This is a genomic window from Enterobacter sp. WI-ESBL-E8 (genome assembly GCF_053364895.1).
Genome location: NZ_JBRWXJ010000002.1, coordinates 109,423 through 128,823, shown reverse-complemented (window position 1 = coordinate 128,823; position 19,401 = coordinate 109,423). Strand labels below are relative to the sequence as shown.

The window sequence follows — 19,401 nt, the reverse complement described above, 5'->3', positions numbered from 1 at the left end:
TCATGAGCGGGTGTCTCCATCATCTGAGAACACAATCCAGGCATACCCTTCGCCGCCAGCGTAGAGCTGGTTCTGCGACAGCATTACGGCCCGCACACCCTTGCGCCAGAAATCGCGCTCGCGGAGGCTGCGGGTGATGCTGCCCGGATTGCTCATCCGGAAGCGAACCACGCGAAGGTGGTTGCCCACAAACTGACGCTCAGGCGTCAGGCGTACATCACTGGCGGGTGAGTAAGCCGGCATGCGGCTGACCGGGTATTCCCGGTAGTCGTCCGGTACCTGGCCATTGACTACGGCGCGGGATAGCGCAACCAGCGTTTTTTCATAGGTCTGCCCTTCTTCCCATGCCTTCGCATCGTCGTTCTTGCGAAGTGGTGGTGACATCGGGGTGAAGCGCAGTGTTTTGCCGTTACCCGGTTGCGGCCTGACGTTCAGGCTCAGTGATGAGCCGTGGTCAGTCTGGATAAACAGGGTGAAGTTCTGGCCGACAAGCGGAGACAGGATAAGCGCTCCGTCCTCGGTCTGGCTCTGGTCATACGCACCGGTTGGTCCGCTGATGCTGGTAATGAGTTCTCCGTCGACAACAACCTTGCTCGGGTTGGTGTTGCTGAGGGTGACGTTAAAGGCGGCGTCGTTCTCAAACGGAATGGCTGCGGGTGCGGAAGCGGCCCGGAGGCCGCTTGTGAATAATCCCGCTGCCAGAAACACAGCAGCAGCTGCCGGTGAAATGCGAAATTTCATGGGCATTCCTGTCAGTTAGTGGGAGATACCGGCTTGAGTTCTTCAAAGCTGTGGAGGTTAATCACACCATTGTCATAACTCAGTTTCAGTCGGTAGGTTTTTTCCTGGTCTTTCAGTGGCGTGATGATTGCGCCGTTTGTGGTGGAGGATTTCAGAACTCCGCTGTACTGCACGGAGCCATCGTCCATGACGCGAATTTCTTTCGTGTCGAACTGGGTGGTGATGCCCGCTTTCTGGATGCGCTCAGTTTCTATGTCCAGGGCTTTCTTGAGTGCGTCCCGTTCGGCGGAAGGGACAAATCCAAGAATCATTTTCTGGTTGTGTTCGATGTTTTCCGGGGTAACGTTGAGTCGCCAGTAAATAAAGGAAGCGGCGAACTGCGTCAGACCGGTAGCGTCGACACTTTTTGAATCTGATGCAAATGGGCGGTTAAACATTAATGGCGTGGTGATTGTTTTCTGGGTGGTGGCGAAATACCACGCCAGTGACCCTGTCAGTACATTCCCGGCGCCCATGAGTAAAGTTAAAGCTGAAAGACCAATAAACGCATAGCGTAGTTGTTTATCGCGCTCTCCTTTAATATTCAGTTTCATGAAAAACTATGCCCTCCAGTGCCGGAAACTTGAATCAGGTATCTGACGAAAGGTTACTTTGAATAAAAGTGATGGCAGGTGCCAGTAACAGAAATTAAGTAACCAGTATGACCCCTGCCCTTTTTTCAGATATCTGACGATAAACCAGAGGATTCCCGCGATTACACCAAGTTCGAGTGACAGGTTGTTAAGTACCCCCAAAACTAAAAGGGGTGCGGTAACAATCAATTCGTCAATCGGTAAGCCTAAATAGCGGTCCTGCTGGTTCATTGTTTCCGGGAAGTTATATTTATCTCCTTCCCCACTCATCATTTAGCTCGCGATGCCGAAGGCGACACGGGTAAAGATGATTGCCATAACGATACCGACGAACACCAGTGGTGAGCGGGCCTTAATGTAAATAAACAGGCCCATGATGATTTCGGCGATGTAGAACCATTTAACAAGTGAAGAACCGGAACCGAAGGTGGAATTTACCGTGGTGTTCTGTGAGGAAAGAAGGTCGGTGCCGCCAGCGAATGCCGGGTGGGTGACCATAAGTGCAATTAAAAAAGCGCCTGCTGACTTTAAGTAAAATTTAGCTTTGCGATTTTCGCGTGCTTTGCGGAATAAAGACGCTACCGCCCATCCCTTACCGACGTTAAGGGCACTGCCTTTGGTTAACATGTTTGTTTTCTCCGAAGTAAACAAAAGTGAATCGCGTAAGTGCTTGTTTACGCGGGCGCAATTGTCCCATGACCCTAAAAAAAAAAAACTGTGACGCATGTCGCACTTTTTGGAATCATTCAGATTTATCCGAATATGTAAGTGGGTAGGCTTTGTTGACCAGAAAGTTCAGAAATGGCCTCCGGGATCTATAGCTATGAAAGTAAAAGAAAAAATGTGGGATGGTCGCGGCCGTCCACGCAAGTTCCAGCCAGGTGAAGCGGTGGAGTGGCGATTGCGTGCTCCGGATAATCTGCTTATGGAGCTGAGAATATGTGCCAGAGCTGGCAACAGAAGTGTGAATGAGGAAATTATTGCCAGGCTTTTATTGTCGCTGAATTATCAGCCCGGCAAGCCTGTCATTAAAACTGCGGAGGGTGAGCGGCTCATTGCGCTGGCGGTGAGGTTTGAAGAGTGGCTTGGGCAATTGCTTGATAGTGAATCTATTGATGTTGCTAATGAAATTAAATCCACGCCCAAGCAGGAGCAATTGTGGATGTGGCGAGAGGGTGAAAGAGTTTTGCTTCCGGGGAAAACAACCGGATATAGCATGCGTATTCCTGAGAATCTTGCTGATGAAATCAGGGCAATGGCGAAGGTGCATAACCGTAGTCTGAATGACGAAATGCTCACTCGTCTGATGAATACACTGGGTTATTTTACGGAAAGGTTACTTGACCAGGACGAGGATGCACAGGCGCTTAAAGTTCTTTGCATGGAGTTCGAGGTGTTCCTGAAAGAAAAAATAAAGGAGGTGGAGAAAAGTGACCTTTCCTGGGATGAAAGACCGTCCCTGTGATCGATGTGGGCCGGGGTGTCCGGCTCACAGATTTATTCTTTTTCGTTGATGAAGTGCCTTGCTTCTGCTTCGTTCTCGGCTGTGTTTATGCCGCTTAAAATCATATCAAGCGTATCTTCAAGGCTGCCTTCGCCGTCTTTTCCTGTCATTTTTAAATACATCTCAGCGATTAGGGTGGCAATGAGAACTGTGCCTTCGCGTGAGCCGGCTGCTTTTCTTATGAGGTCTCTTCGATATCCTTCGATATCAAATTGATTGCCATCCTCGCCATCGCGTTTATAAACAAGCAGTCCAAGCCTGATTAATTCGTTGCAGGTAGCTGATATGTTTGCTTCTCCAGCATTAGCGCCGTTCTGCAGGTCTTGTTGAACAATATCGCGAACTTCACGTTCAATTTTATCTTTAAGGTAGATGCCGACTCTTCCCATATTTCTTACCTGTTTTAAGTTAGTGTCGGAACCGACACTATGTATGGCCTGTTGGTGGATTACCAGATTGCTGTGCAAAGGTGTAATGGGTTGATACTGCTGTGAATTTCTGTTTTATACAGTAGTACAATCCAACTCTATGATGTGCGACAGTGTGACACTGTGCGATATATAATTCAATGTAATTACAGCATATCTACAATTGTACGATACATGTGAGACATACCGACACTAACAGGTATCAGGATTATACGATAGTGTAGTGTCGGTATGTACGACATTAAACGGTCACATTCCAAAAGCGCGCAAAATTCTTGCAAACATCCCACTGAAATAAAAGGAAAAATCTGCAAGACGAAGTCTTGCGTGGGGTGTGATGTTTTAAAGGGTTAGTAAAGAGCGGCATGTTAATACCGCCTACTGCTCTGACATGTTTATTTCGGACAGGCGTTAAATCCCATCAGGAGAGCGCTCACGCGCGTTTGTAGTGGATTTACTTGATTACGACGATCCGCCGGGGTATTTTTTAAAGCGCCTCTCCAGAGCCCGTTTATTTCGCTAAAAGGCCAAACCATGAAAATATCGTTACTGCCTGCTGCTTTGCTGACTCTTTCACTATCTGCTGGCGCAGCTCCGCAAATGTGCTTTGATCAGGCCGGGAAAGATTACCAAATTGATCCGCTTCTGCTTATGTCAATTTCGATTAAAGAGAGCCATCTGGTACCAGATGCGATAAATGGATCAAACAGGAATGGGACAGAAGATGTCTGTGGGATGCAGGTGAACAGCTCACATTACGGTAAACTTAAAAACTTCAATATTACCCGTGAGCGCCTGCTGAATGATCCATGTATCTGCGTTTATACGGGGGCATGGGTGCTGGCGCACAACTTCAGGTCATACGGAAAAAACTGGGACAGTGTGGGGATGTATAATACAGGGCCGAGCAAAAAGCTCATTGCGCAGCGCAAGGCCTATGCACAGGACATCAAAAATATATATCGTGTATTACTGGCCAGAAAAAAGTTACTTTCTGAACGTCTCGCGCCAGCTGCTGGAAAGGAGAATGAGATTAAAATTGCAGAAACAGCATCGTTAAACAGCGGACAGTAAAAAGCCGCTCTGGTGAGCGGCTTAATTTTCAGGCCTTCAGTTTTGCAAACTCCTCGGCCATTTTCCAAAGCACCTGATTTAATTTGATGTCTCCGTCAATTCCGGTGACTTCCCGCGTTCTGATCATCTTCCCTTTTTCTGTTCTGCCTCGAATACCCCCACGGATCACATTTTCCTGCACCACGTTAAACGTGGTCCATAAATCCTGGCCTCTGTCGAGCACACGGCGTGGGTTAATAATTTGCTCCGGTGTAATCGGCGCTGGTTTTCCATCGTACTTAAGTTCCATGGCGGTCGCACCAAAAAGGCGCTGCTCAGGCAAAGTGAGCTGAATGCTTTTCATGAGGTCAATATTTTCATCAACCGCGTCAAATGTTTTCAGCACCGTGTAAGCGCCTTCAATAACCTGCCCGACAATATCCCCTTTGTGGGGTACGCGGATTTCACCAAAATCCTTCCATGCAACCAGACCATTACTGCAAACCTGACGGAACATACCGGGGATCATTTTATAGCTACTTGAACCATCATGGCTATTCAGCAGAATAATTTCCGGTACTTCTTTTCCGTTAATCTGGTCATGACGGCGCAGGCGAAGCATATGCTTTGTAAAGTCGCGTTTATCCTGGTCACGTGTACGTGACTGAGTTGCATAATATGGCTGAAAACCTTCATCACGTAAGCGATCAAGAATGTTAATGGTCGGGATATACGTATAACGTTCAGAGCGTGAATCGTGTTTATCCGATGAGAACGCGCTCGGAACGATGAGCTGTAATTCATCATTCGTCAGCGGACGGTCTTTACGGATCGAGGTAGGCATACGATAACGGCTTGCGAAACTGACCATTTTTATTTACTCCTGATTATTTAGTAAGAGATGAAGAAATAACACGGTGAAAATTATCCAGCGGCATTGCAGCTGCCACCGGGCTACCATCTACAACCCAGACAGAGATATAATCCGGGCATTCGTCATTTATTAACGTCAGCTCAGTGGCATTCTCTGGCGGCGTAAAAATTGCCGGTTGTGGCTCCCCTTCCGATGCTGCCAGGACCCAGCAAAACAGATCCGTGAACTGGGACGTGGTGAGGTTTGAATCACATCTTCCGGTAGATTCTTGAGCGGCGGTTTTGACGTTGACGTTTCGTGTGTGCATCCTGGTTTTCTCCTGTGGTGATGGTTGTCCATCTCCCTGGTGAGTTCTCTCGCGGCAAAGGGCAAAAGGAGCAACGGCGAAGGGAGGAAGGAAAGGGGCGGAGACTAAAGTTTTTGCGGCACGCAAAAAGTTTTGGCGGAGTGCATTTCACCCCTTGGATGACGACCCGACGGTGCTACAAGCAGCCCTCCGCGTGAGGACGCACGGGGGATGGCTTCACCGGGGGAACAGGATGCACACACCCGACACGTCGGAACGGCGTGGCGCCATTAAAGCGACGGCATCAGCCGGCGCGGTGAAGGCGTTCCGGACGGCACGGCCGGAGAAGCCGCAGCCCTTGACCTTCGCCATCAGACCCTAGCGTCAGCCCGAAACCCGGAGGGGTTCGGCGGAGCCCCGCGGGTGCGCAGCGGCCGCCCTGGCGGAGTGGGGCTCGACGACCGGACAGCAGCACTGGCCGGGAGCCGAAGGGGGCCATCGCCCTGCCCTGTTTTCGGGTTATGGCCACGGAGCTGCTGCAGCTGAGAAAGTTAACCAGCAGGACGCCGGATATGACGCCCGGGATGAAGAACACAGGGAAAACCAGGCTGAAGCCAGGTACAGGCAGGTAACTCATGGCGCTCTGACTTCAGCAAAATCAGGCAGGAGAGTGGGCTAGGCGGAGGGAGCAGAGGGGCAGCGCCGAAGGCGCGTCCCCCTTCCCCCGTTCCCCGCAGGGGAACAGCCCTTCCCGGAAGTTCAGGCGTGCGGTCGCGTCAGGAAGGAAAAAGGGGCTACCGGTAAACCGGCAACCCCTTCATAAAGGCGCTTCAGGCATGTCCACACAGTCTCAGCCCCTGAATGGCGGGGGTTTCCCCCCGCCGGGGTTAGCTACTTAGCGGATTCGTAAGCCATAAAAGCTGCCACCTCCCTGTCCGTGTCCCTGTATCGGATTTCGCAGAGCGATTTCCGTGTCAGGTAAGTGAATATCAGCAGTGTGAGGCACACTATTAATACGCACCAGAGCAGGGTGTTTCGCGGCAGTTTCATGGCCTTCTTCTCCTGTCAACGCAAAGCAGAAGTGGCACCTTTACTGCGAAACAGAGATGTCCTGCTTTATTTCAGAGAACGCGTTTGACCGCCTCGCTATAAACTTCCGAGCGCTCTCTTTTCCCGACAGAAATCACAAAGACGACAACCTTCTCGTCTATGACCTGATACACAAGACGATAGCCTGAAGACCGGAGCTTAATTTTGTAACAGTCCGGCATACCCCGAAGCTTGTTCGCTTCAATTCGGGGTGACTCAAGCACTTCAGCCAGCTTCTTTTTCAGCTGTTCACGTACCGTCGAGCCCAGCTTTCGCCATTCCTTTAGTGCACGCTCGTCAAAATCCAGAAAATATGCCATCAGAGCTCATCCAGCGTCACACGTACTGGCTTAGGATTGCGAAGACGTTCTTTCACTATCTCCACGAGCTCAGCATCCTCATCACTCAGGAGTGTCTGTTTGAACGGCAAACGTTCATTGTCAGCAATATATTCAAGCATGAGACGAAGCGCCTCAGAGGGAGTTACACCCATTTTTTCAAGCGCAGCGTAAGAACGCGCTTTAAGTTCATCGTCAATACGCAGGTTGATGCTACCCATGTCTCACACCTCTTGTAAATACAAATGTCATTACAAGTATCGCACTACAACATGCTTAGGGCAAGTCACGAAGGAAGTCAGAAAACGAGACGTCAGAAGGGTGAACACAGTCCGCTTAGTGCCAGAAGTGGACGTTTTCTTTGAGCCTGAACTGCCAAATTTCTATCAGTATCAAAACAATTAAACTGTGTGTGCCGCAAAGCGGTTTTCAGGTAATCCGGGACTGAGATCAGATTTACCTTTGAGCAATGCACCGTCATATTCAGACAGCGCAGTGAGTCCCACTGTAGCCGTGGTGCAATAGAGACGGGTAAAACCCTCACCGGCGAGTGTCGGACAGGTGCTCTGGATTGCAGGTGACGTCAGAATAGCGTCTGTGGTCCCATCCGGGCGGTAACGGACAACACGGTTCCCCCCCCATTCAGCATTCCATAGATAGCCCACCTCATCCACGCAGGAGCCGTCAGGCGCGCCGCTGCCTTCGCTTTCGGCGAACACGTGCTGGTTCTGCAGCGAGGGGTAATCACAGCACATTATCTGACCCTGCATCGAGTCACAGTAATAGAGCGTGAAACCATCGGGGCTGAAACAGATGCTGTTCGGTATAGCGACATCGGGCAGTGCAAGCGTCTCAACAGTCAGCGTTGCCGCGTTGAGTCGATGAAACTTACCGATGACTTTAACGGGATAACCGTCATCCATCGTCCCGAAGACAAAATTACCGGCACGGTCACATCGTCCATCACCTATGCGGGTGCCGGTGTATCCCGGTGAAGCGGCCACTGGGGTAATTAACCCGCTGTTGAGATCATAGAAAGCCAGCCTTGACGCGAATCCCATCAGCAGATTGTGACTTTGTTCAGTCAGTGCAAAGGAGCCAAGGCGTTCAGGCAGCGACCAGCGCATCACAGCATCATTGCCTTCTTCTATGGCGAGCAGTTCACTGGCTTCAATGTCAGTCCAGTAGAGCCTGCGGGTTCTTTCACACCACAGCGGGCACTCTCCGAGCGTATTCCTGACCTCAGCTGCAATTGAAAACATGATAATCCTCCGGATATAAAAGGTCGTACTGCACGAGTGTAAAAGTGGATAACGCAGTTACTGCAGAAAACGTGCAGAGAGCCGATCGCCGAAAAGCATGATGGCAAGTCCGATCAGCATAACAACCATTCCCCCCAGCCTGAGTAACGAAACTGGACGCCGCACAGCGCCCAGCAAGCCAAAATGATCAATCATCTGCGAGGAAAGTAACTGTCCGACAATCGCCAGCCCGAGCAGAGCTGAAAATCCAATTTTCGGCGCAAGCACTACATAGCTGAACAGGGCAAATGCGCCTATCATTCCGCCCGCCAGACTCCAGAGGGGTTGCGACGGCATCGCCGCCAGCGATGTCATTAACCCACCCCGCAGCAGCGCGTAAATCCCCAGACTGAACGCGCCCGCCGTAAATGAAAACAGCGCCGCAGTGACCGGGTCGCCGCCCAGTCCCTTTGCCAGCTGGCTGTTCAGGGTCGTCTGCAGGGTGATCCCCAGACCTGCGGCAAAAGCGATTACGTAATAGATCATGCCCATGCTTTTCATCCTGGTCAGTCGGCCTGCACCAGCGGCAGGAAGTTGTCAGCAAAAATGTCAGGCTGGTAGCCAGAGGCTGCAAAAAGGTGCTCACGCGACTCATCAATCGCTGCACGCAGGCGCGCGCTGTCTACGCCCAGCACCTTACCGTTCTGTTTAACGATGCGTCCGCCGATCATGACGGTGTCGATGTTGCTGCGCTCGGCAGCATGAACCACCGTGCCAAAGGCATTGCCGGAAGGGTAAAGATTGAGATCACTGCCGTTAATCAGCACCAGGTCGGCTTGTTTGCCTGGCGTCAGGCTGCCCACTTTATCCTGCAGCCCTGCACAGGCTGCGCCATCAAGAGTCGCGGCTTTAAGGAGTTGTGCCGCCGGAAGCGTTTTCAGCGAATGTTCAGAATCGCAGCACTGCTGCTGATGCATGCCCATCACGCGCTGCAGGTAAAAGGCGACGCGCATCTCCATAAACATATCGGTGCTGTACGATGTTTCATTGTCTACGCTCAGGCCAGGATTGATGCCATGACGCTGCGCGGCCTCTATGGCGAACATTCCGCTTTCGATGCCATAGTGCGAATCTGAGCGCGGGCAGACGTTCACCCGGACACCGGCCTCCCGCAGAATTTTCCATCCCCGGTCGGGCAGCGCCGTGCAGTGATTGAAAATATTGTCCGGCCCCAGCAGCCCCTGCTGATGCAGCGACTCAAGTTCAGAACCCATCTCAGCGCCGAAGAACTCAGTGACAATCGACAGTCCCAGCCTGCGGGCCTCGGCCCATAACTCCGGCTCCAGCTGGGCCATGACGGCGAGAGAGACCAGGCTTTCAGGGTTATTGGTGAAATATTTATCCTGCAGTCGCTGCCAGTTTCCCGGCCAGTGCCCTCTATCCCATTCGCCAGCTACCGGTGCGCCGGAAGCATGAATGGCGCGAATGCCGGTATCAAGCAGGGCCTCGACGGCGGCATCGGAATGCGCTGCGGTTCGGCTGTTGTGCGAGTTATCGATCATCGTGGTGATGCCCGCGTCAATAGCGCCAAGCGCCGTCAACAGGTTGCCAACATAGATATCGGCAGGACGGTAATATTTCGCGAACGAGAAGTGTGTGGCATTGCTGTAGTCGTCCAGGCAGGTAGCATTTGGGTTAATGCGGCGCAGCTGTCCTTCCCATGCATGACGATGAGAATCGACCATTCCCGGCATGGCGATCATGTTAGTGGCATCAATGACATGCACACCCGGTACATCAAGGTTCTGGCCCACGGCGGTAATCGTTGAGCCGTTGATGAGAATATCGCCACGCTCAATGTTACCGACGTTCTCGTCCATGCTCAGTATCGTCGCGCCGCGTATCAACGTAGCTTGTGGAGTGACATTCTGATTGTTAACAATATTTCTGATGTAGTCGGTCATTAAACCTGCCTCTTTCCTGATTAATGGGGAAAAGATACGCCACGTCATTAGCCTGAAAAAGATGCTTAAAACGTTTTTATAATTCATAATTCGCGAATAATTAGACTCACTTTTACCCAGGAGCAGGACGATGGATCGGATTCAGGCTATGCAGGTTTTCACGCGGGTTGCTGAAGCCGGGAGTTTTGTACGCGCGGCAGAAACACTGTCGCTGCCTTCTTCCACCGTCACCAGCACGATTAAAAATCTGGAGAAATACCTGCAGGTGCGTCTGCTTAACCGGACGACAAGGCGGGTCAGCCTTACTCCTGAAGGCCTGCAGTATCTGGCGCAATGCCGGGAAATCCTGTCGCTAATTGAACATAGCGAATCCAGCCTGACTGATTCCATCAGACGCCCTCAGGGGAGGCTGCGGGTTGATATGCCTGGTGGGATCGCCCATTTCATCGTCATGCCCAATCTGAAAGACTTTTACCGGCTTTATCCGGATATTTACCTGATGATTGGCGTCAGCGACCGGCAGGTCGATCTTGTTCAGGAAGGAGTGGATTGCGTCATTCGAACCGGGGAATTAACTGACTCCACACTGGTTGCCCGTCCGCTTGGCCGGTTTCGCTGGGTAACCTGCGCCTCTCCGGATTATCTCAGGGAGTACGGTGTCCCTGAGACGCCGGAAGCGTTGTCGCAGCATCGGGCGATTCATTACTTTTCCGGTTCGGTAAGGCGCACTAATGAACTGCGTTTCACACGAGGCACTGAGCCCTTCTCTGTTCAGGTTGAGGGGGATGCAGCCGTTAACGAAACGGGACTCTACATCAGACTATGTCTTGAAGGTTTTGGGCTGGCGCAGCTTGCTGAGAATGTGATTTCGGAGAATCTGCAACAAGGCAAACTGGTCGAGGTTCTGGCGGACTGGCAGCCACTCTCCGTGCCGGTGACGATACTCTATCCGCATCAGCGTTTTCTGTCTCCCGCCGTGCGTGCTTTTGCTGACTGGGTCGCCGGACTTTTCAACGAAGGGGCAGGTGAGAAAAGGTCTTCCCGGTAAAAGACGGCTCCGGTAACAGGAAACCGCTTCAGAACGACAATTAATAGCATCCTCAGCAAAGAAACCGATCGTTTCCCCTGCTGTGTCAGCTATTCAACCCTGCTGCTGTAAGGGTTCCAGGTGAGCGTTTCGTCCGGCAGTCATTCCGGTGCAGGCACCTGCGACTGCGATTGCTGCGGTCATCAGTAATGGCACCGTCCAGCCTCCGGACAACTCCTGTACTTTGCCCAGCAACAGCGGACCCATCGCGGCCATCAGATAACCGACACTCTGCGCCATGCCTGACAACGCGGCAGCATCACCGGCGTTTTTAGTACGCAGCCCGATGAAGGTCAGACCCAGCATCATGCTGGCACCTGAGCCGAAGCCGAGAAGCGCAGCCCAAAGCAACGCCAGATTCGGCAAATACAGGATGCCGATAAATGACACCGCGGTTAACAGGCTGACGCCAGCAGCAGCTAATTTCTGATCGTTAAGACGACGCAGCGTGGCTGCCAGAATCAGGCCGGGAATGGCGGTGGTAAGCTGAAGGATGCCATGTACCTCACCAGCCAGAGCTGAGGAGAGTCCACTGTCCGTAAGAATGGCTGGCAGCCAGCCGACAGCAACATAAAACGGCATCGCATTCAGGCCCATAAACAAGGTGACCTGCCATGCCAGAGGCGAGCGCCAGACCGCGACGGTCGCCGCTTTTTTCTCACCCGCAGCTGGCAGCTGATGCTTCTTCTTTAACTGGGGCAACCATAAAAGCAACGCAAGCAGCGGTGCAATAACCAGCATGGCTAACGCGATGTTCCAGCCCCAGCTCTGCGTCAGAGGAATGACAATGGCAGAGCCAATTGCGCCAGCGGCGCCCATGATGATGGAATATGCCCCTGTTACGGAAGCCACGTTGCCAGAAAAGTCGCGTTTGATAAGACCAGGCAGCAGGACATTGCCGAGGGCAATCCCGATACCTATCAATATGGTTCCGCCATAAAGCGCCCAGACGCTACCTGTGGAGCGAAGCAGGATACCCGCTGAAATCACGGCCAGGGCACCAAAAAGGGTGCGTTCAAGACCGTACTTGTGTGAGATGGATGCGCTCAGCGGTGAAAAGGCGGCAAAGGCCAGTAAAGGCAGCGAGTTAAGCAACCCAACGGCAGTAATATTTAGCCCAAAATCATGGCGAATAGACTCTAAAACGGGTGCGATAGCGGTAAAAGGAACACGCAGGTTGATAGCTATAAAAAGGATGCCGGTCACAAGTATGATTGAAGACCACTTGTTCGTAGTGTGGGACATAAATTTTGCTTTCTCTGGTAAAAAGAAAGACTTTAAAGGACGCATGAGTTACAGAATATAGATAACCTGACAACATATAACTAAATCATGCCAGTTAATAAAAAACCGGTGACCTCACCGGATGAGTTTAATACCGATGCTTTCAGTCAGGCTGCTATCGCGCTGCATGTATCATCGTCAGGCGAGTATGCAGATCAGAGTCCGCATGCTCACCGTAAGGGACAACTTATTCTCTCTTTGCGCGGTGCAGTGAGCTGTAAGGTTCAGGATGCGCTGTGGCTTGTTCCACCAGGACATGCTGTCTGGGTTCCGGGAAAAATCCCCCACAGTTGCCGGGTCACGAAGAATGCAGACACCTGTTTTTTATTTATCGAGCCCGGCGCGGCAGAGATGCCGGAAACCTGCTGTACCCTTGCTATTACTCCTCTGGTCCGCGAGCTGGTTCTGTTTCTGGCAGAGCAGGAACATGCTTATTCGCCTGACAGTAAAACCGCGAGGCTGGCAACGGTGCTGCTGGAACATATACCGGATGTGCCGGTTAAAGCGCTCCACCTGCCTGTATCCGACCATCCTAAAATCCGGAATATGGCTGAGGCACTTTTTAATGATCCTGATGACCGGCGAACGCTAAAGCAGTGGGCTGCGCATCTGGCTACCAGCGAACGATCTCTGGCCAGGCTGATAAAAGGTGCGACAGGAATGAGCTTTGGTCGCTGGCGTCAGCAACTGCATTTAATGATTGCGCTGAGCCATCTGGCAGAAGGCCAATCCGTGCAGCACGTAGCCGGAACGCTGGGATATGATTCGGTCAGCGCGTTTATTACAATGTTCAGGAAAGCGCTGGGTAAATCGCCGACACAATATTTTTCGTCCCTAAACTAATGCAACCCAACACAAACCGGATTTTTACAAAGAACGCCAGCGTCCGCTTTTCGCAGTGAGTTCAGAATATTTACCATAACGTCTCATTACGCGTACCGCTCAGACGGCCTGAGCGCGTTTCTGACGTGTCCCCGTTAAAAACAGTAACAAACCACCCGAAAATGCACGCCAGAAACGCTACGTAAGAATCTATCCTATGACTGGATATGCACTCAACTGAATAACGCCTGGTTTCAGTCCATTTTATCGGGATCAGCCTTCTTTCTGGGTAATTTAGGGGGCTTCACTTGCTGATTACTTTGCGTGCGGCGCGTGAGCCAAGGATGGTCAGCTTTAGGTTTTACGTAGAATTTTGAGCGTAAATCAAAACGGGCATTATCCACACGTTCATGGACACTTTTTTCATCATCCAGTGGTATAGGCTCCGGGCCATCAACATATTTTTCCCATCCCAACGCTTTCCCATCATACAGAACCTTAATTTCACCGTTAAAGCTTTCGCATACCGTGACAACCGAATGCCGAAGTCGATATCCCCGGCCTTCACTGCGAATCTGAAACGCACTGCTTTTGTACTGGAAAGTGAGATTTTTGGAGAGAACGCGCTTCGCCTGGAGGCTGAAGATATAACCCAGTTCCTCTTCAGAATGGTGTACATCAAGATGGGCGTTATCAGCAATACGAGGCGGCGTAGCAAACCGGTTGTTATAGGCTTCAATAAAGGTCGGCAACCATGCGTTTGCTGTTTCAATATCACTGATACCCTGAAGCCGCATTTCTTTGACCAGCCTGTCCTGCAGTGTCTGATTGGCACGCTCTACCCGCCCTTTTGCCTGCGGGCTGTTGGCATGGATTGGCTCGATGCCCAGTGTCTTTATCGCACGTGTGAACTGAGTCAACTCTCCTTCCCGCTCCGGGTTATTTACTCTGAATATACTGTGTCTGTCAGAATAGAGAGCCAGTGGTACGCCATGATCATTAAGGTAACCCCGGAGGGTTTCCATGTAAGCCCGGGTTGTTTCTGCAGGAGCGAATCGTAGCGCCATCAGAGCGCTGGTAGCATCATCGATAAAGACTATCAGTGTGCATTTGGGGCCCCGACCTTCAAACCAGTCATGAGGCGAGCCATCAATCTGGATGAGTTCACCGTAGGATGGGCGCCGCATCCGGCGCTGATAAATTCGGGCAAACTTACGACGACGTTCGCGCCATATGCCCTCCTCTACCATCCACTTCCTGAGAGTTTCAATGGATAAACACAAGCCGTGTATCTCGCGCAATTTTTCGCACGCAAGCGTAGGTCCAAAATCAGCGTAGCGGCCTTTGAGGAGTGAAATTACTGTTGCTCTGAATTCGGTAGAAAAGGAATTATTGGGACGCTTTCCACGTCGGCGGGAAACTAGACCAGAAGGCCCTTCATTTCTATACCGTTGTACCAGACGTTTAACCTGCCGAATAGAAATGCCAATGCGTGCCGCAGCTTGTTCCTGAGTAATATGGCGATTAAGTGACTCCTGAATAATGTGAAGTCGGTCGAGTTCCTTATGACTCATCGTAACAGTCTCTTTGATCATGAAAAATCCCCCAGAGAATTGTCTGGGGACATTTTAGAATGGTTCAAAGGGGACATTACAGCTTGGTGTTAACATGGCCTTCTTCTCCTTGCCTTGCGGCATCTAAGAGGCTATCCTGATGTTGTCTAGGCATACAGGTGGCCTCGTGGGTTAATGAAAATTAACTACGGGGCTTTCTGCTTTCTGCCACACAACACGGTAACAAACCACCTTCACGTCATGAGGCAAAAAGCCTCAAGCGCCATCGCCATTATATCCCGTCGTCGATCATCTGCCCAGGAATAACAGTCTGAAAACTGTATAAATCCTCATCGTTTTTCCGCGTCATTCAGCCCCTGAAATACCCAGCGCCTCACGAATCTCAGCGGCTCTCTGTTCGCTTCCGGCGGTCACGCCGGCGTTATAGACAAGGCTGATCATCGCCTGCAACATTTCCCAGTCATCCCGCTCCAGCCGGGCATCAAGGCGGTACAGGATCTTCCCGCTTTCAGCATGCCGGAACACGGTTCCTGTCTCTTTTTTGTCGAACCTGCGGCTGATAATGCTCAATAGCCCTCCCGGTTATCCGTACCTTCTGACCACTCGCGGATCTGGTCTTCGAGCGCCTCAAGATGCCTGTCCATACTCTCAGCCAGCTGCTCGCTTTCGGTTTCCAGCCAGCCACTGAGTCCGTCCCACTCGCAGCACATCTCTTTCAGCTTTGCCGACATGGTACGGAGCTTGTTACGCTGGCTGCGGGCGACTTTCAGCTCCGTCTTGCAGGGGTTATTTCTCATTCTGCCCCCTGCTGATACCGCAACTTGTTCGGCACCTGCCAGCGCTCAGCAGTACGGACAGGTTCCGGCGTCTCCCGCACGATAAACGGGATTTCGTACATCACTGCATACAGCGGCTCGCCGCTGATGCGAAGCCAGTCAAGTTCCTTCAGCGACGAGAACCGCGACTGCCAGCGCCAGAACGGTCCGGCAAGCTCTGCCGCGTCAAACTCGTCACTCCACCGGGTGTACCAGGTGCAGACGGTTTCCGGTGACTGAAAATTCAGGTCGATTTTCGCCTGCTCCAGCAGGTTCTGGCGCAGTTTCCAGCGCTGTTCGTACTCACGAGACTGGCGGCGCATCTGACGCGTGGTCTTAATGCCGGACCTGTGCAGCCGTCGACCCGTGCGGGTGTGCATGACCTCAGGAAACAGTTCGGCCTGTACGTCAATTGTGAGCGGCAGCGGGCAGGCTTCGCCACTGGTGGCGATCATCGTGTTAAGCGCCTCCTCGACCTGTTTCAGGTTCGAATAACGGTTATTTGGCACCCAGTGCAGTCCAGGTATTTTATTGGCCACCGTGGCGTTGAGGCGTCCGCTGCCCGTGAGAAGACGCAGAAAGGTACGCACATACGGCATGGCGGGCAGTCGTGCGCCGCGTTCGCGGGCAGACTCAACATGGCTGATAGCCTGTATTGCAGCCTGACGGGCGGGCTTCAGGGAAACGAGCGCGTGTGAGGACGGGATCATGCTGTCACCTCCACATTCATCAGCTTCGCCACGGTGCGGGCAGTGCAGTTAAAGCGGCGCATACCTGCCAGCTGCGCGATCAGCTGATTTATCCGGTCAGGCTGGAGCGTGTCGCTCTGGTAAAGAGTACGCACCACATCACCGCCGGAAGAGAGCAGTACCAGAAGCCAGTACGGAGAGACTTCGCCGGGGCTGCACACGCACAGATGCCAGTCATCACTGCCGTCCGCGCTGAAGCGGCACTGGACGGGGAAGAAGCCGCCGAACTCGCTGCGGTATTCGGCGCAGACGCGCCATCCTTCTGGTGTCGACAGGAGGCCGGTCACGGCATCGCTGAGGGCGCGGCGCGCGTCCTCGCCCTGCTGACGGATAAACTCCAGGTCGGAGGCGGTCAGGGTATTGATTCGGTTCAGGTCATATTGCATGGTCATGTCTTTTCCCGCCGCCCGAAGGCGGCGGCCTCCGGTATTAAGCAGCGTGGTCAGTGGTATCAGCGTCGGATTCAGTGGCTTCTTCAGCCTCAGCGGCTGGCGCTGTGCGCACCATCCAGTCAGGCAGCCAGCCCTGAGCATTCAGATCCTGCTCGGCGGCCTTCGCCGCATCGCGGCGCTTGAGTTTCACAACTTCACCCGCACGGGCGCTGAGTCCGGCTTCTTCATAGGCTTTGCCAATCTGGGAAATCGTGAGTTTACCGAAGTAGCTCTCAGCATCCGGCTGCCACCATTTGCGCAGGTCAAAGTCCAGCGCCGCTTCCAGCCCGTCCAGTTCGCTTTTCTGCGTATGGTTATACATACGTTCCTGAATACCGTTGATACCGTGCGCTGCACAGAATCCCAGCAGGGTGTTCACCTGCTCTGCTGACCATGACAGCAGCCAGGTGAAATCGAGATGCCAGTTTTCGGGAAGCGTTGCCTGAAGCGCCTCTTTCTGTGCTTTGAGCGCCGTCAGCGCCTTCCCTTCCTCACCGGATGGAGCCAGTGATGCAAGGTGATACTGATTCGAGGACACGGAGGCTTTCAGCGGTTCATTGCGCTTGCCGTGGGTGCGGTCAAAGAGCGCAAGACACAGCGTCCACGTCAGGAGCGCCACCGATACATCAGGGCGACCCGCCAGTTCTGCCTGAACGGCGAGAGTGCGCTCCGCAGACATGGCCTTAACCAGCGTTGCCGGATAGGCGTCAGCGGGTATTTCAGGCGTGGTGTGTCTGATCACGTTGTTTTCACGTTCCTGACGCGCCTGTTCTTCTTCTGCCCGGTCTTCGTCGGTCAGCCTGCGGATACCAGGCTGAACCTGGAAATTGTCACCATCCCATGACACCCAGATACCGTGCGCGGCGCGAAATTCCGGCGTGGCTTCGCGATACTCCGCCTCGCAGTAAATGTCATCGATCTGCTGCTGAAGCTCGTATTCGTCATCGTAGTTTTCAGTAGCTTCCATTTGTTCTTCCAGCTCACTGACACGCTTCTGTTCTTCTTCCGTCAGGACAGCTTTCGGCATGGCAAAACGGTACAGTTCACCGTCCTCACCGCTGGCGCGCAGTTCCGTCATGCGGAACTCAGCCCAGCCCCAGCCCTGCTCCTGCTTAACGCGAGCGGCGAGCACGGTAAGCTTGCCAGCCAGCAGGGATCTCACCAGCGCCGCATCGGCAAAGGTACTGTCCCTGTCGCTGAACAGATCGGCGGTCAGCGTACCGCCAGCGGCGGTATAGGCTTCCTCGCCCACATACTCAAACATCGGGTGGCTGATGGCCATCTTGTCGTCAGTCACCATTTTGCGAAGTGTATGGGGCATTGGCATACTGCCGTTCCACTGTGCCTTCGCTTCTTCCCAGACCTGTAGCTGCCGTTCATGAGTGTCGGCAAGGGTCATCACTTCACAATGCTCAAGGGTGATTTCATCCCGCGCCAGCGCATCCAGCAGGGAGGGGGCAAGATTCGCCAGCTTCAGGCAGCGCTGAACGTGGCGCGGGTGATAACCCATCAGTGCACCGATCTGAGAAGCCGTTTTACCTTCCTGCTGAAGGGTACGAAAACCGATAATCTGCTCGGCGGGATGCATGTTTTTACGTCGACCGTTCTCGATCATCGAGGCCGCCACAGCCATCTCCACGGGCAGGACTTTCACCGGAACAAACGGCGTGTCTGCATCGAGAACACCGCGCATCACCAGAATGCCTGTGCCTCTGCGGCGACCTTCCCCGCCGACAATGCCGATCGTACCGTCCGGCAGTTCTGCACCGATCAGGTTTTGCAGGATGCCCATTGCCTGAATGCTGTCTGCCATCTCTTCCACTTCCTGATCGGTATGCGGAATGATGCGCGTGTTTAAGCCCGTGTGTGACAGGCGGGAGTACGGGAAGATTTGCACGGGCGTATCAGAGAGCAGCTGGACGAGCTTCTGTTCGGTAGACTGCGCGATTTTTTCCGCAGATTTTGTCTGACGGGTGGTCTTAGCTGGTTTTTTTGCCGTAGTATTGGTGGCGACCATGATTTTTACCTCTCAGTGATAGTTGTGGTTAGCCGTGGCCGGAGTGCGATCCGGTCACGGCACTCGGTTAACCGGAAATGCGTTTCGGGTGTGCTGCCAGTGCTCCAAAGGACGGATAGCCATCAAGAAGCTGCATCATGACTTTTGCCCCTTCCAGCATCGCTTTATCCGTTACGCTGCCGCTGTTTTCACAAACGTTGATCGTTGCCACGATCCCCGATTTCACATCTGAAAAACGCTCATACATGCGGTTGCTGAACAGGACTCGTTTGCCTCCTGCCATCACCTGCCAGTTGTTGCAGTCATTAAATCGGGTGTCCACGTTGTCAAACTCGACCACGTGGGTGTTGCTGGCCTGAATGCGCAGCAGCTTCACGATTTCGGTGCTCTGCCCGACCTTACGGGTCGCCGGACGGGTGTTAAGGTTCTGCATGTTTCCTCCTTCTCTGGGTTAAGGCCGGACATCCGGCCT

At 52.8% G+C, this 19,401-nt stretch carries 26 protein-coding genes and 1 pseudogene; 5 read left to right on the top strand and 22 right to left on the bottom strand.

The window, feature by feature from the left end:
- From traK to ACWHWP_RS24455, 4 genes are read right to left on the bottom strand one after another with little or no spacing between them, the layout of a single operon-like run.
- Positions 1-741, bottom strand: coding sequence for a type-F conjugative transfer system secretin TraK (traK, locus tag ACWHWP_RS24470; protein WP_447724505.1), 741 nt, complete (start codon positions 739-741; stop codon positions 1-3).
- Positions 742-752: 11 nt separating this feature from the next.
- Positions 753-1,334 carry a TraE/TraK family type IV conjugative transfer system protein gene (locus ACWHWP_RS24465; protein WP_447724507.1) on the bottom strand — a complete coding sequence of 194 codons (582 nt, stop codon included), beginning with the start codon at positions 1,332-1,334 and terminating at the stop codon, positions 753-755.
- Between the two features lie 6 nt (positions 1,335-1,340).
- Entirely contained in the window at positions 1,341-1,643 is a 303-nt protein-coding gene (traL, locus tag ACWHWP_RS24460; protein ID WP_032656210.1) for a type IV conjugative transfer system protein TraL, read from the bottom strand.
- 3 nt (positions 1,644-1,646) lie between these two features.
- Positions 1,647-2,000, bottom strand: a complete 354-nt coding sequence (locus ACWHWP_RS24455; RefSeq protein ID WP_447724509.1) for a type IV conjugative transfer system pilin TraA — start codon at positions 1,998-2,000, stop codon at positions 1,647-1,649.
- A gap of 196 nt (positions 2,001-2,196) precedes the next feature.
- Here ACWHWP_RS24455 and ACWHWP_RS24450 point away from each other — a divergent pair, with 196 nt between their 5' ends.
- Positions 2,197-2,838, top strand: coding sequence for an Arc family DNA-binding protein (locus tag ACWHWP_RS24450; protein ID WP_447724511.1), 642 nt, complete (start codon positions 2,197-2,199; stop codon positions 2,836-2,838).
- A gap of 32 nt (positions 2,839-2,870) precedes the next feature.
- Here ACWHWP_RS24450 and ACWHWP_RS24445 read toward each other — a convergent pair whose 3' ends face one another.
- Positions 2,871-3,266 (bottom strand): relaxosome protein TraM, encoded by a 396-nt coding sequence (locus ACWHWP_RS24445; RefSeq protein WP_023327730.1) that lies wholly within the window; start codon positions 3,264-3,266, stop codon positions 2,871-2,873.
- Positions 3,267-3,839: 573 nt separating this feature from the next.
- Between ACWHWP_RS24445 and ACWHWP_RS24440 the strand changes: the two genes are divergently transcribed.
- Positions 3,840-4,379, top strand: coding sequence for a lytic transglycosylase domain-containing protein (locus ACWHWP_RS24440; RefSeq protein WP_048245162.1), 540 nt, complete (start codon positions 3,840-3,842; stop codon positions 4,377-4,379).
- Between the two features lie 28 nt (positions 4,380-4,407).
- Here the strand turns inward: ACWHWP_RS24440 and ACWHWP_RS24435 are convergent, their stop codons facing one another.
- From ACWHWP_RS24435 to relB, 5 genes are all read right to left on the bottom strand, one after another.
- A complete protein-coding gene (locus tag ACWHWP_RS24435) occupies positions 4,408-5,229 on the bottom strand; it encodes a DUF932 domain-containing protein (RefSeq protein WP_447724514.1) in 822 nt (273 codons plus the stop codon).
- Between the two features lie 16 nt (positions 5,230-5,245).
- Positions 5,246-5,539 carry a hypothetical protein gene (locus ACWHWP_RS24430; RefSeq protein WP_447724516.1) on the bottom strand — a complete coding sequence of 98 codons (294 nt, stop codon included), beginning with the start codon at positions 5,537-5,539 and terminating at the stop codon, positions 5,246-5,248.
- 870 nt (positions 5,540-6,409) lie between these two features.
- The gene (locus tag ACWHWP_RS24425; protein ID WP_013087178.1) at positions 6,410-6,568 is read right to left on the bottom strand and encodes a type I toxin-antitoxin system Hok family toxin; all 159 of its coding nucleotides are present in this window, start codon (positions 6,566-6,568) and stop codon (positions 6,410-6,412) included.
- 71 nt (positions 6,569-6,639) lie between these two features.
- Positions 6,640-6,927 (bottom strand): type II toxin-antitoxin system mRNA interferase RelE, encoded by a 288-nt coding sequence (gene relE / locus ACWHWP_RS24420; protein ID WP_447724518.1) that lies wholly within the window; start codon positions 6,925-6,927, stop codon positions 6,640-6,642.
- Positions 6,927-7,166 carry a type II toxin-antitoxin system antitoxin RelB gene (gene relB / locus ACWHWP_RS24415; RefSeq protein WP_000534858.1) on the bottom strand — a complete coding sequence of 80 codons (240 nt, stop codon included), beginning with the start codon at positions 7,164-7,166 and terminating at the stop codon, positions 6,927-6,929. Before relB ends, relE begins: the two co-directional genes overlap by 1 nt.
- 24 nt (positions 7,167-7,190) lie before the next feature.
- On the opposite strand from relB, the pseudogene ACWHWP_RS24410 reads away from it, so the two are divergent.
- A pseudogene (locus tag ACWHWP_RS24410) lies at positions 7,191-7,290 on the top strand (hypothetical protein); the annotation flags it as partial.
- A gap of 56 nt (positions 7,291-7,346) precedes the next feature.
- Here ACWHWP_RS24410 and ACWHWP_RS24405 read toward each other — a convergent pair.
- Genes ACWHWP_RS24405 through ACWHWP_RS24395 form a run of 3 tightly spaced genes read right to left on the bottom strand, consistent with a single transcriptional unit; the run spans position 7,347 to position 10,150 of the window.
- On the bottom strand, positions 7,347-8,207 hold the full coding sequence (locus ACWHWP_RS24405) for an SMP-30/gluconolactonase/LRE family protein (RefSeq protein ID WP_447724522.1): 861 nt from the start codon (positions 8,205-8,207) through the stop codon (positions 7,347-7,349).
- A gap of 57 nt (positions 8,208-8,264) precedes the next feature.
- On the bottom strand, positions 8,265-8,738 hold the full coding sequence (locus ACWHWP_RS24400; RefSeq protein ID WP_447724524.1) for a DMT family transporter: 474 nt from the start codon (positions 8,736-8,738) through the stop codon (positions 8,265-8,267).
- A gap of 14 nt (positions 8,739-8,752) precedes the next feature.
- Positions 8,753-10,150 carry an amidohydrolase family protein gene (locus ACWHWP_RS24395; RefSeq protein ID WP_447724526.1) on the bottom strand — a complete coding sequence of 466 codons (1,398 nt, stop codon included), beginning with the start codon at positions 10,148-10,150 and terminating at the stop codon, positions 8,753-8,755.
- A 130-nt stretch (positions 10,151-10,280) separates the two neighbouring features.
- Between ACWHWP_RS24395 and ACWHWP_RS24390 the strand changes: the two genes are divergently transcribed.
- Positions 10,281-11,198: a LysR substrate-binding domain-containing protein gene (locus tag ACWHWP_RS24390; RefSeq protein WP_447724528.1), complete on the top strand. Its 918-nt coding sequence runs from the start codon at positions 10,281-10,283 to the stop codon at positions 11,196-11,198.
- A 93-nt stretch (positions 11,199-11,291) separates the two neighbouring features.
- Here ACWHWP_RS24390 and ACWHWP_RS24385 read toward each other — a convergent pair whose 3' ends face one another.
- Entirely contained in the window at positions 11,292-12,482 is a 1,191-nt protein-coding gene (locus tag ACWHWP_RS24385) for an MFS transporter (protein WP_447724530.1), read from the bottom strand.
- 87 nt (positions 12,483-12,569) lie between these two features.
- Between ACWHWP_RS24385 and ACWHWP_RS24380 the strand changes: the two genes are divergently transcribed.
- Positions 12,570-13,364 carry an AraC family transcriptional regulator gene (locus tag ACWHWP_RS24380; RefSeq protein ID WP_447724532.1) on the top strand — a complete coding sequence of 265 codons (795 nt, stop codon included), beginning with the start codon at positions 12,570-12,572 and terminating at the stop codon, positions 13,362-13,364.
- 233 nt (positions 13,365-13,597) lie between these two features.
- On the opposite strand, the gene ACWHWP_RS24375 is transcribed toward ACWHWP_RS24380, so the two are convergent.
- From ACWHWP_RS24375 to ACWHWP_RS24340, 8 genes are all read right to left on the bottom strand, one after another.
- Complete coding sequence (locus tag ACWHWP_RS24375; RefSeq protein ID WP_000589001.1) at positions 13,598-14,938, bottom strand: ISNCY family transposase; 1,341 nt, start codon at positions 14,936-14,938, stop codon at positions 13,598-13,600.
- Between the two features lie 55 nt (positions 14,939-14,993).
- Complete coding sequence (locus tag ACWHWP_RS24370) at positions 14,994-15,071, bottom strand: DUF5431 family protein (RefSeq protein ID WP_158409081.1); 78 nt, start codon at positions 15,069-15,071, stop codon at positions 14,994-14,996.
- A 191-nt stretch (positions 15,072-15,262) separates the two neighbouring features.
- Positions 15,263-15,487 (bottom strand): hypothetical protein, encoded by a 225-nt coding sequence (locus ACWHWP_RS24365; RefSeq protein WP_074146975.1) that lies wholly within the window; start codon positions 15,485-15,487, stop codon positions 15,263-15,265.
- Positions 15,484-15,714, bottom strand: a complete 231-nt coding sequence (locus tag ACWHWP_RS24360) for a hypothetical protein (protein WP_063161577.1) — start codon at positions 15,712-15,714, stop codon at positions 15,484-15,486. The genes ACWHWP_RS24365 and ACWHWP_RS24360 overlap by 4 nt, the downstream gene beginning before the upstream one ends.
- Entirely contained in the window at positions 15,711-16,442 is a 732-nt protein-coding gene (locus ACWHWP_RS24355; RefSeq protein WP_334759883.1) for a plasmid SOS inhibition protein A, read from the bottom strand. Before ACWHWP_RS24355 ends, ACWHWP_RS24360 begins: the two co-directional genes overlap by 4 nt.
- Positions 16,439-16,873 carry a conjugation system SOS inhibitor PsiB gene (gene psiB / locus ACWHWP_RS24350; protein WP_447724536.1) on the bottom strand — a complete coding sequence of 145 codons (435 nt, stop codon included), beginning with the start codon at positions 16,871-16,873 and terminating at the stop codon, positions 16,439-16,441. Before psiB ends, ACWHWP_RS24355 begins: the two co-directional genes overlap by 4 nt.
- 37 nt (positions 16,874-16,910) lie before the next feature.
- Entirely contained in the window at positions 16,911-18,929 is a 2,019-nt protein-coding gene (locus ACWHWP_RS24345; RefSeq protein WP_447724538.1) for a ParB/RepB/Spo0J family partition protein, read from the bottom strand.
- 67 nt (positions 18,930-18,996) lie between these two features.
- Positions 18,997-19,362, bottom strand: coding sequence for a hypothetical protein (locus tag ACWHWP_RS24340; protein WP_086533262.1), 366 nt, complete (start codon positions 19,360-19,362; stop codon positions 18,997-18,999).
- Positions 19,363-19,401 lie beyond the last annotated feature (39 nt).

Excerpts from the sequence above, each read along its gene's own strand:
- relE (WP_447724518.1), bottom strand. The coding sequence starts at position 6,927 with ATGGCATATTTTCTGGATTTTGACGAGCGTGCACTAAAGGAATGGCGA.
- traL (WP_032656210.1), bottom strand. The coding sequence starts at position 1,643 with ATGAGTGGGGAAGGAGATAAATATAACTTCCCGGAAACAATGAACCAG.
- ACWHWP_RS24400 (WP_447724524.1), bottom strand. The coding sequence starts at position 8,738 with ATGGGCATGATCTATTACGTAATCGCTTTTGCCGCAGGTCTGGGGATC.
- ACWHWP_RS24395 (WP_447724526.1), bottom strand. The coding sequence starts at position 10,150 with ATGACCGACTACATCAGAAATATTGTTAACAATCAGAATGTCACTCCA.
- ACWHWP_RS24370 (WP_158409081.1), bottom strand. The coding sequence starts at position 15,071 with ATGCCTAGACAACATCAGGATAGCCTCTTAGATGCCGCAAGGCAAGGA.
- ACWHWP_RS24345 (WP_447724538.1), bottom strand. The coding sequence starts at position 18,929 with ATGGTCGCCACCAATACTACGGCAAAAAAACCAGCTAAGACCACCCGT.
- traK (WP_447724505.1), bottom strand. The coding sequence starts at position 741 with ATGAAATTTCGCATTTCACCGGCAGCTGCTGCTGTGTTTCTGGCAGCG.
- ACWHWP_RS24455 (WP_447724509.1), bottom strand. The coding sequence starts at position 2,000 with ATGTTAACCAAAGGCAGTGCCCTTAACGTCGGTAAGGGATGGGCGGTA.
- ACWHWP_RS24385 (WP_447724530.1), bottom strand. The coding sequence starts at position 12,482 with ATGTCCCACACTACGAACAAGTGGTCTTCAATCATACTTGTGACCGGC.
- ACWHWP_RS24340 (WP_086533262.1), bottom strand. The coding sequence starts at position 19,362 with ATGCAGAACCTTAACACCCGTCCGGCGACCCGTAAGGTCGGGCAGAGC.
- ACWHWP_RS24375 (WP_000589001.1), bottom strand. The coding sequence starts at position 14,938 with ATGATCAAAGAGACTGTTACGATGAGTCATAAGGAACTCGACCGACTT.
- ACWHWP_RS24360 (WP_063161577.1), bottom strand. The coding sequence starts at position 15,714 with ATGAGAAATAACCCCTGCAAGACGGAGCTGAAAGTCGCCCGCAGCCAG.
- ACWHWP_RS24355 (WP_334759883.1), bottom strand. The coding sequence starts at position 16,442 with ATGATCCCGTCCTCACACGCGCTCGTTTCCCTGAAGCCCGCCCGTCAG.
- ACWHWP_RS24380 (WP_447724532.1), top strand. The coding sequence starts at position 12,570 with ATGCCAGTTAATAAAAAACCGGTGACCTCACCGGATGAGTTTAATACC.
- ACWHWP_RS24435 (WP_447724514.1), bottom strand. The coding sequence starts at position 5,229 with ATGGTCAGTTTCGCAAGCCGTTATCGTATGCCTACCTCGATCCGTAAA.
- psiB (WP_447724536.1), bottom strand. The coding sequence starts at position 16,873 with ATGACCATGCAATATGACCTGAACCGAATCAATACCCTGACCGCCTCC.
- ACWHWP_RS24445 (WP_023327730.1), bottom strand. The coding sequence starts at position 3,266 with ATGGGAAGAGTCGGCATCTACCTTAAAGATAAAATTGAACGTGAAGTT.
- ACWHWP_RS24465 (WP_447724507.1), bottom strand. The coding sequence starts at position 1,334 with ATGAAACTGAATATTAAAGGAGAGCGCGATAAACAACTACGCTATGCG.
- ACWHWP_RS24430 (WP_447724516.1), bottom strand. The coding sequence starts at position 5,539 with ATGCACACACGAAACGTCAACGTCAAAACCGCCGCTCAAGAATCTACC.
- ACWHWP_RS24440 (WP_048245162.1), top strand. The coding sequence starts at position 3,840 with ATGAAAATATCGTTACTGCCTGCTGCTTTGCTGACTCTTTCACTATCT.
- ACWHWP_RS24405 (WP_447724522.1), bottom strand. The coding sequence starts at position 8,207 with ATGTTTTCAATTGCAGCTGAGGTCAGGAATACGCTCGGAGAGTGCCCG.
- ACWHWP_RS24390 (WP_447724528.1), top strand. The coding sequence starts at position 10,281 with ATGGATCGGATTCAGGCTATGCAGGTTTTCACGCGGGTTGCTGAAGCC.
- ACWHWP_RS24425 (WP_013087178.1), bottom strand. The coding sequence starts at position 6,568 with ATGAAACTGCCGCGAAACACCCTGCTCTGGTGCGTATTAATAGTGTGC.
- ACWHWP_RS24450 (WP_447724511.1), top strand. The coding sequence starts at position 2,197 with ATGAAAGTAAAAGAAAAAATGTGGGATGGTCGCGGCCGTCCACGCAAG.
- relB (WP_000534858.1), bottom strand. The coding sequence starts at position 7,166 with ATGGGTAGCATCAACCTGCGTATTGACGATGAACTTAAAGCGCGTTCT.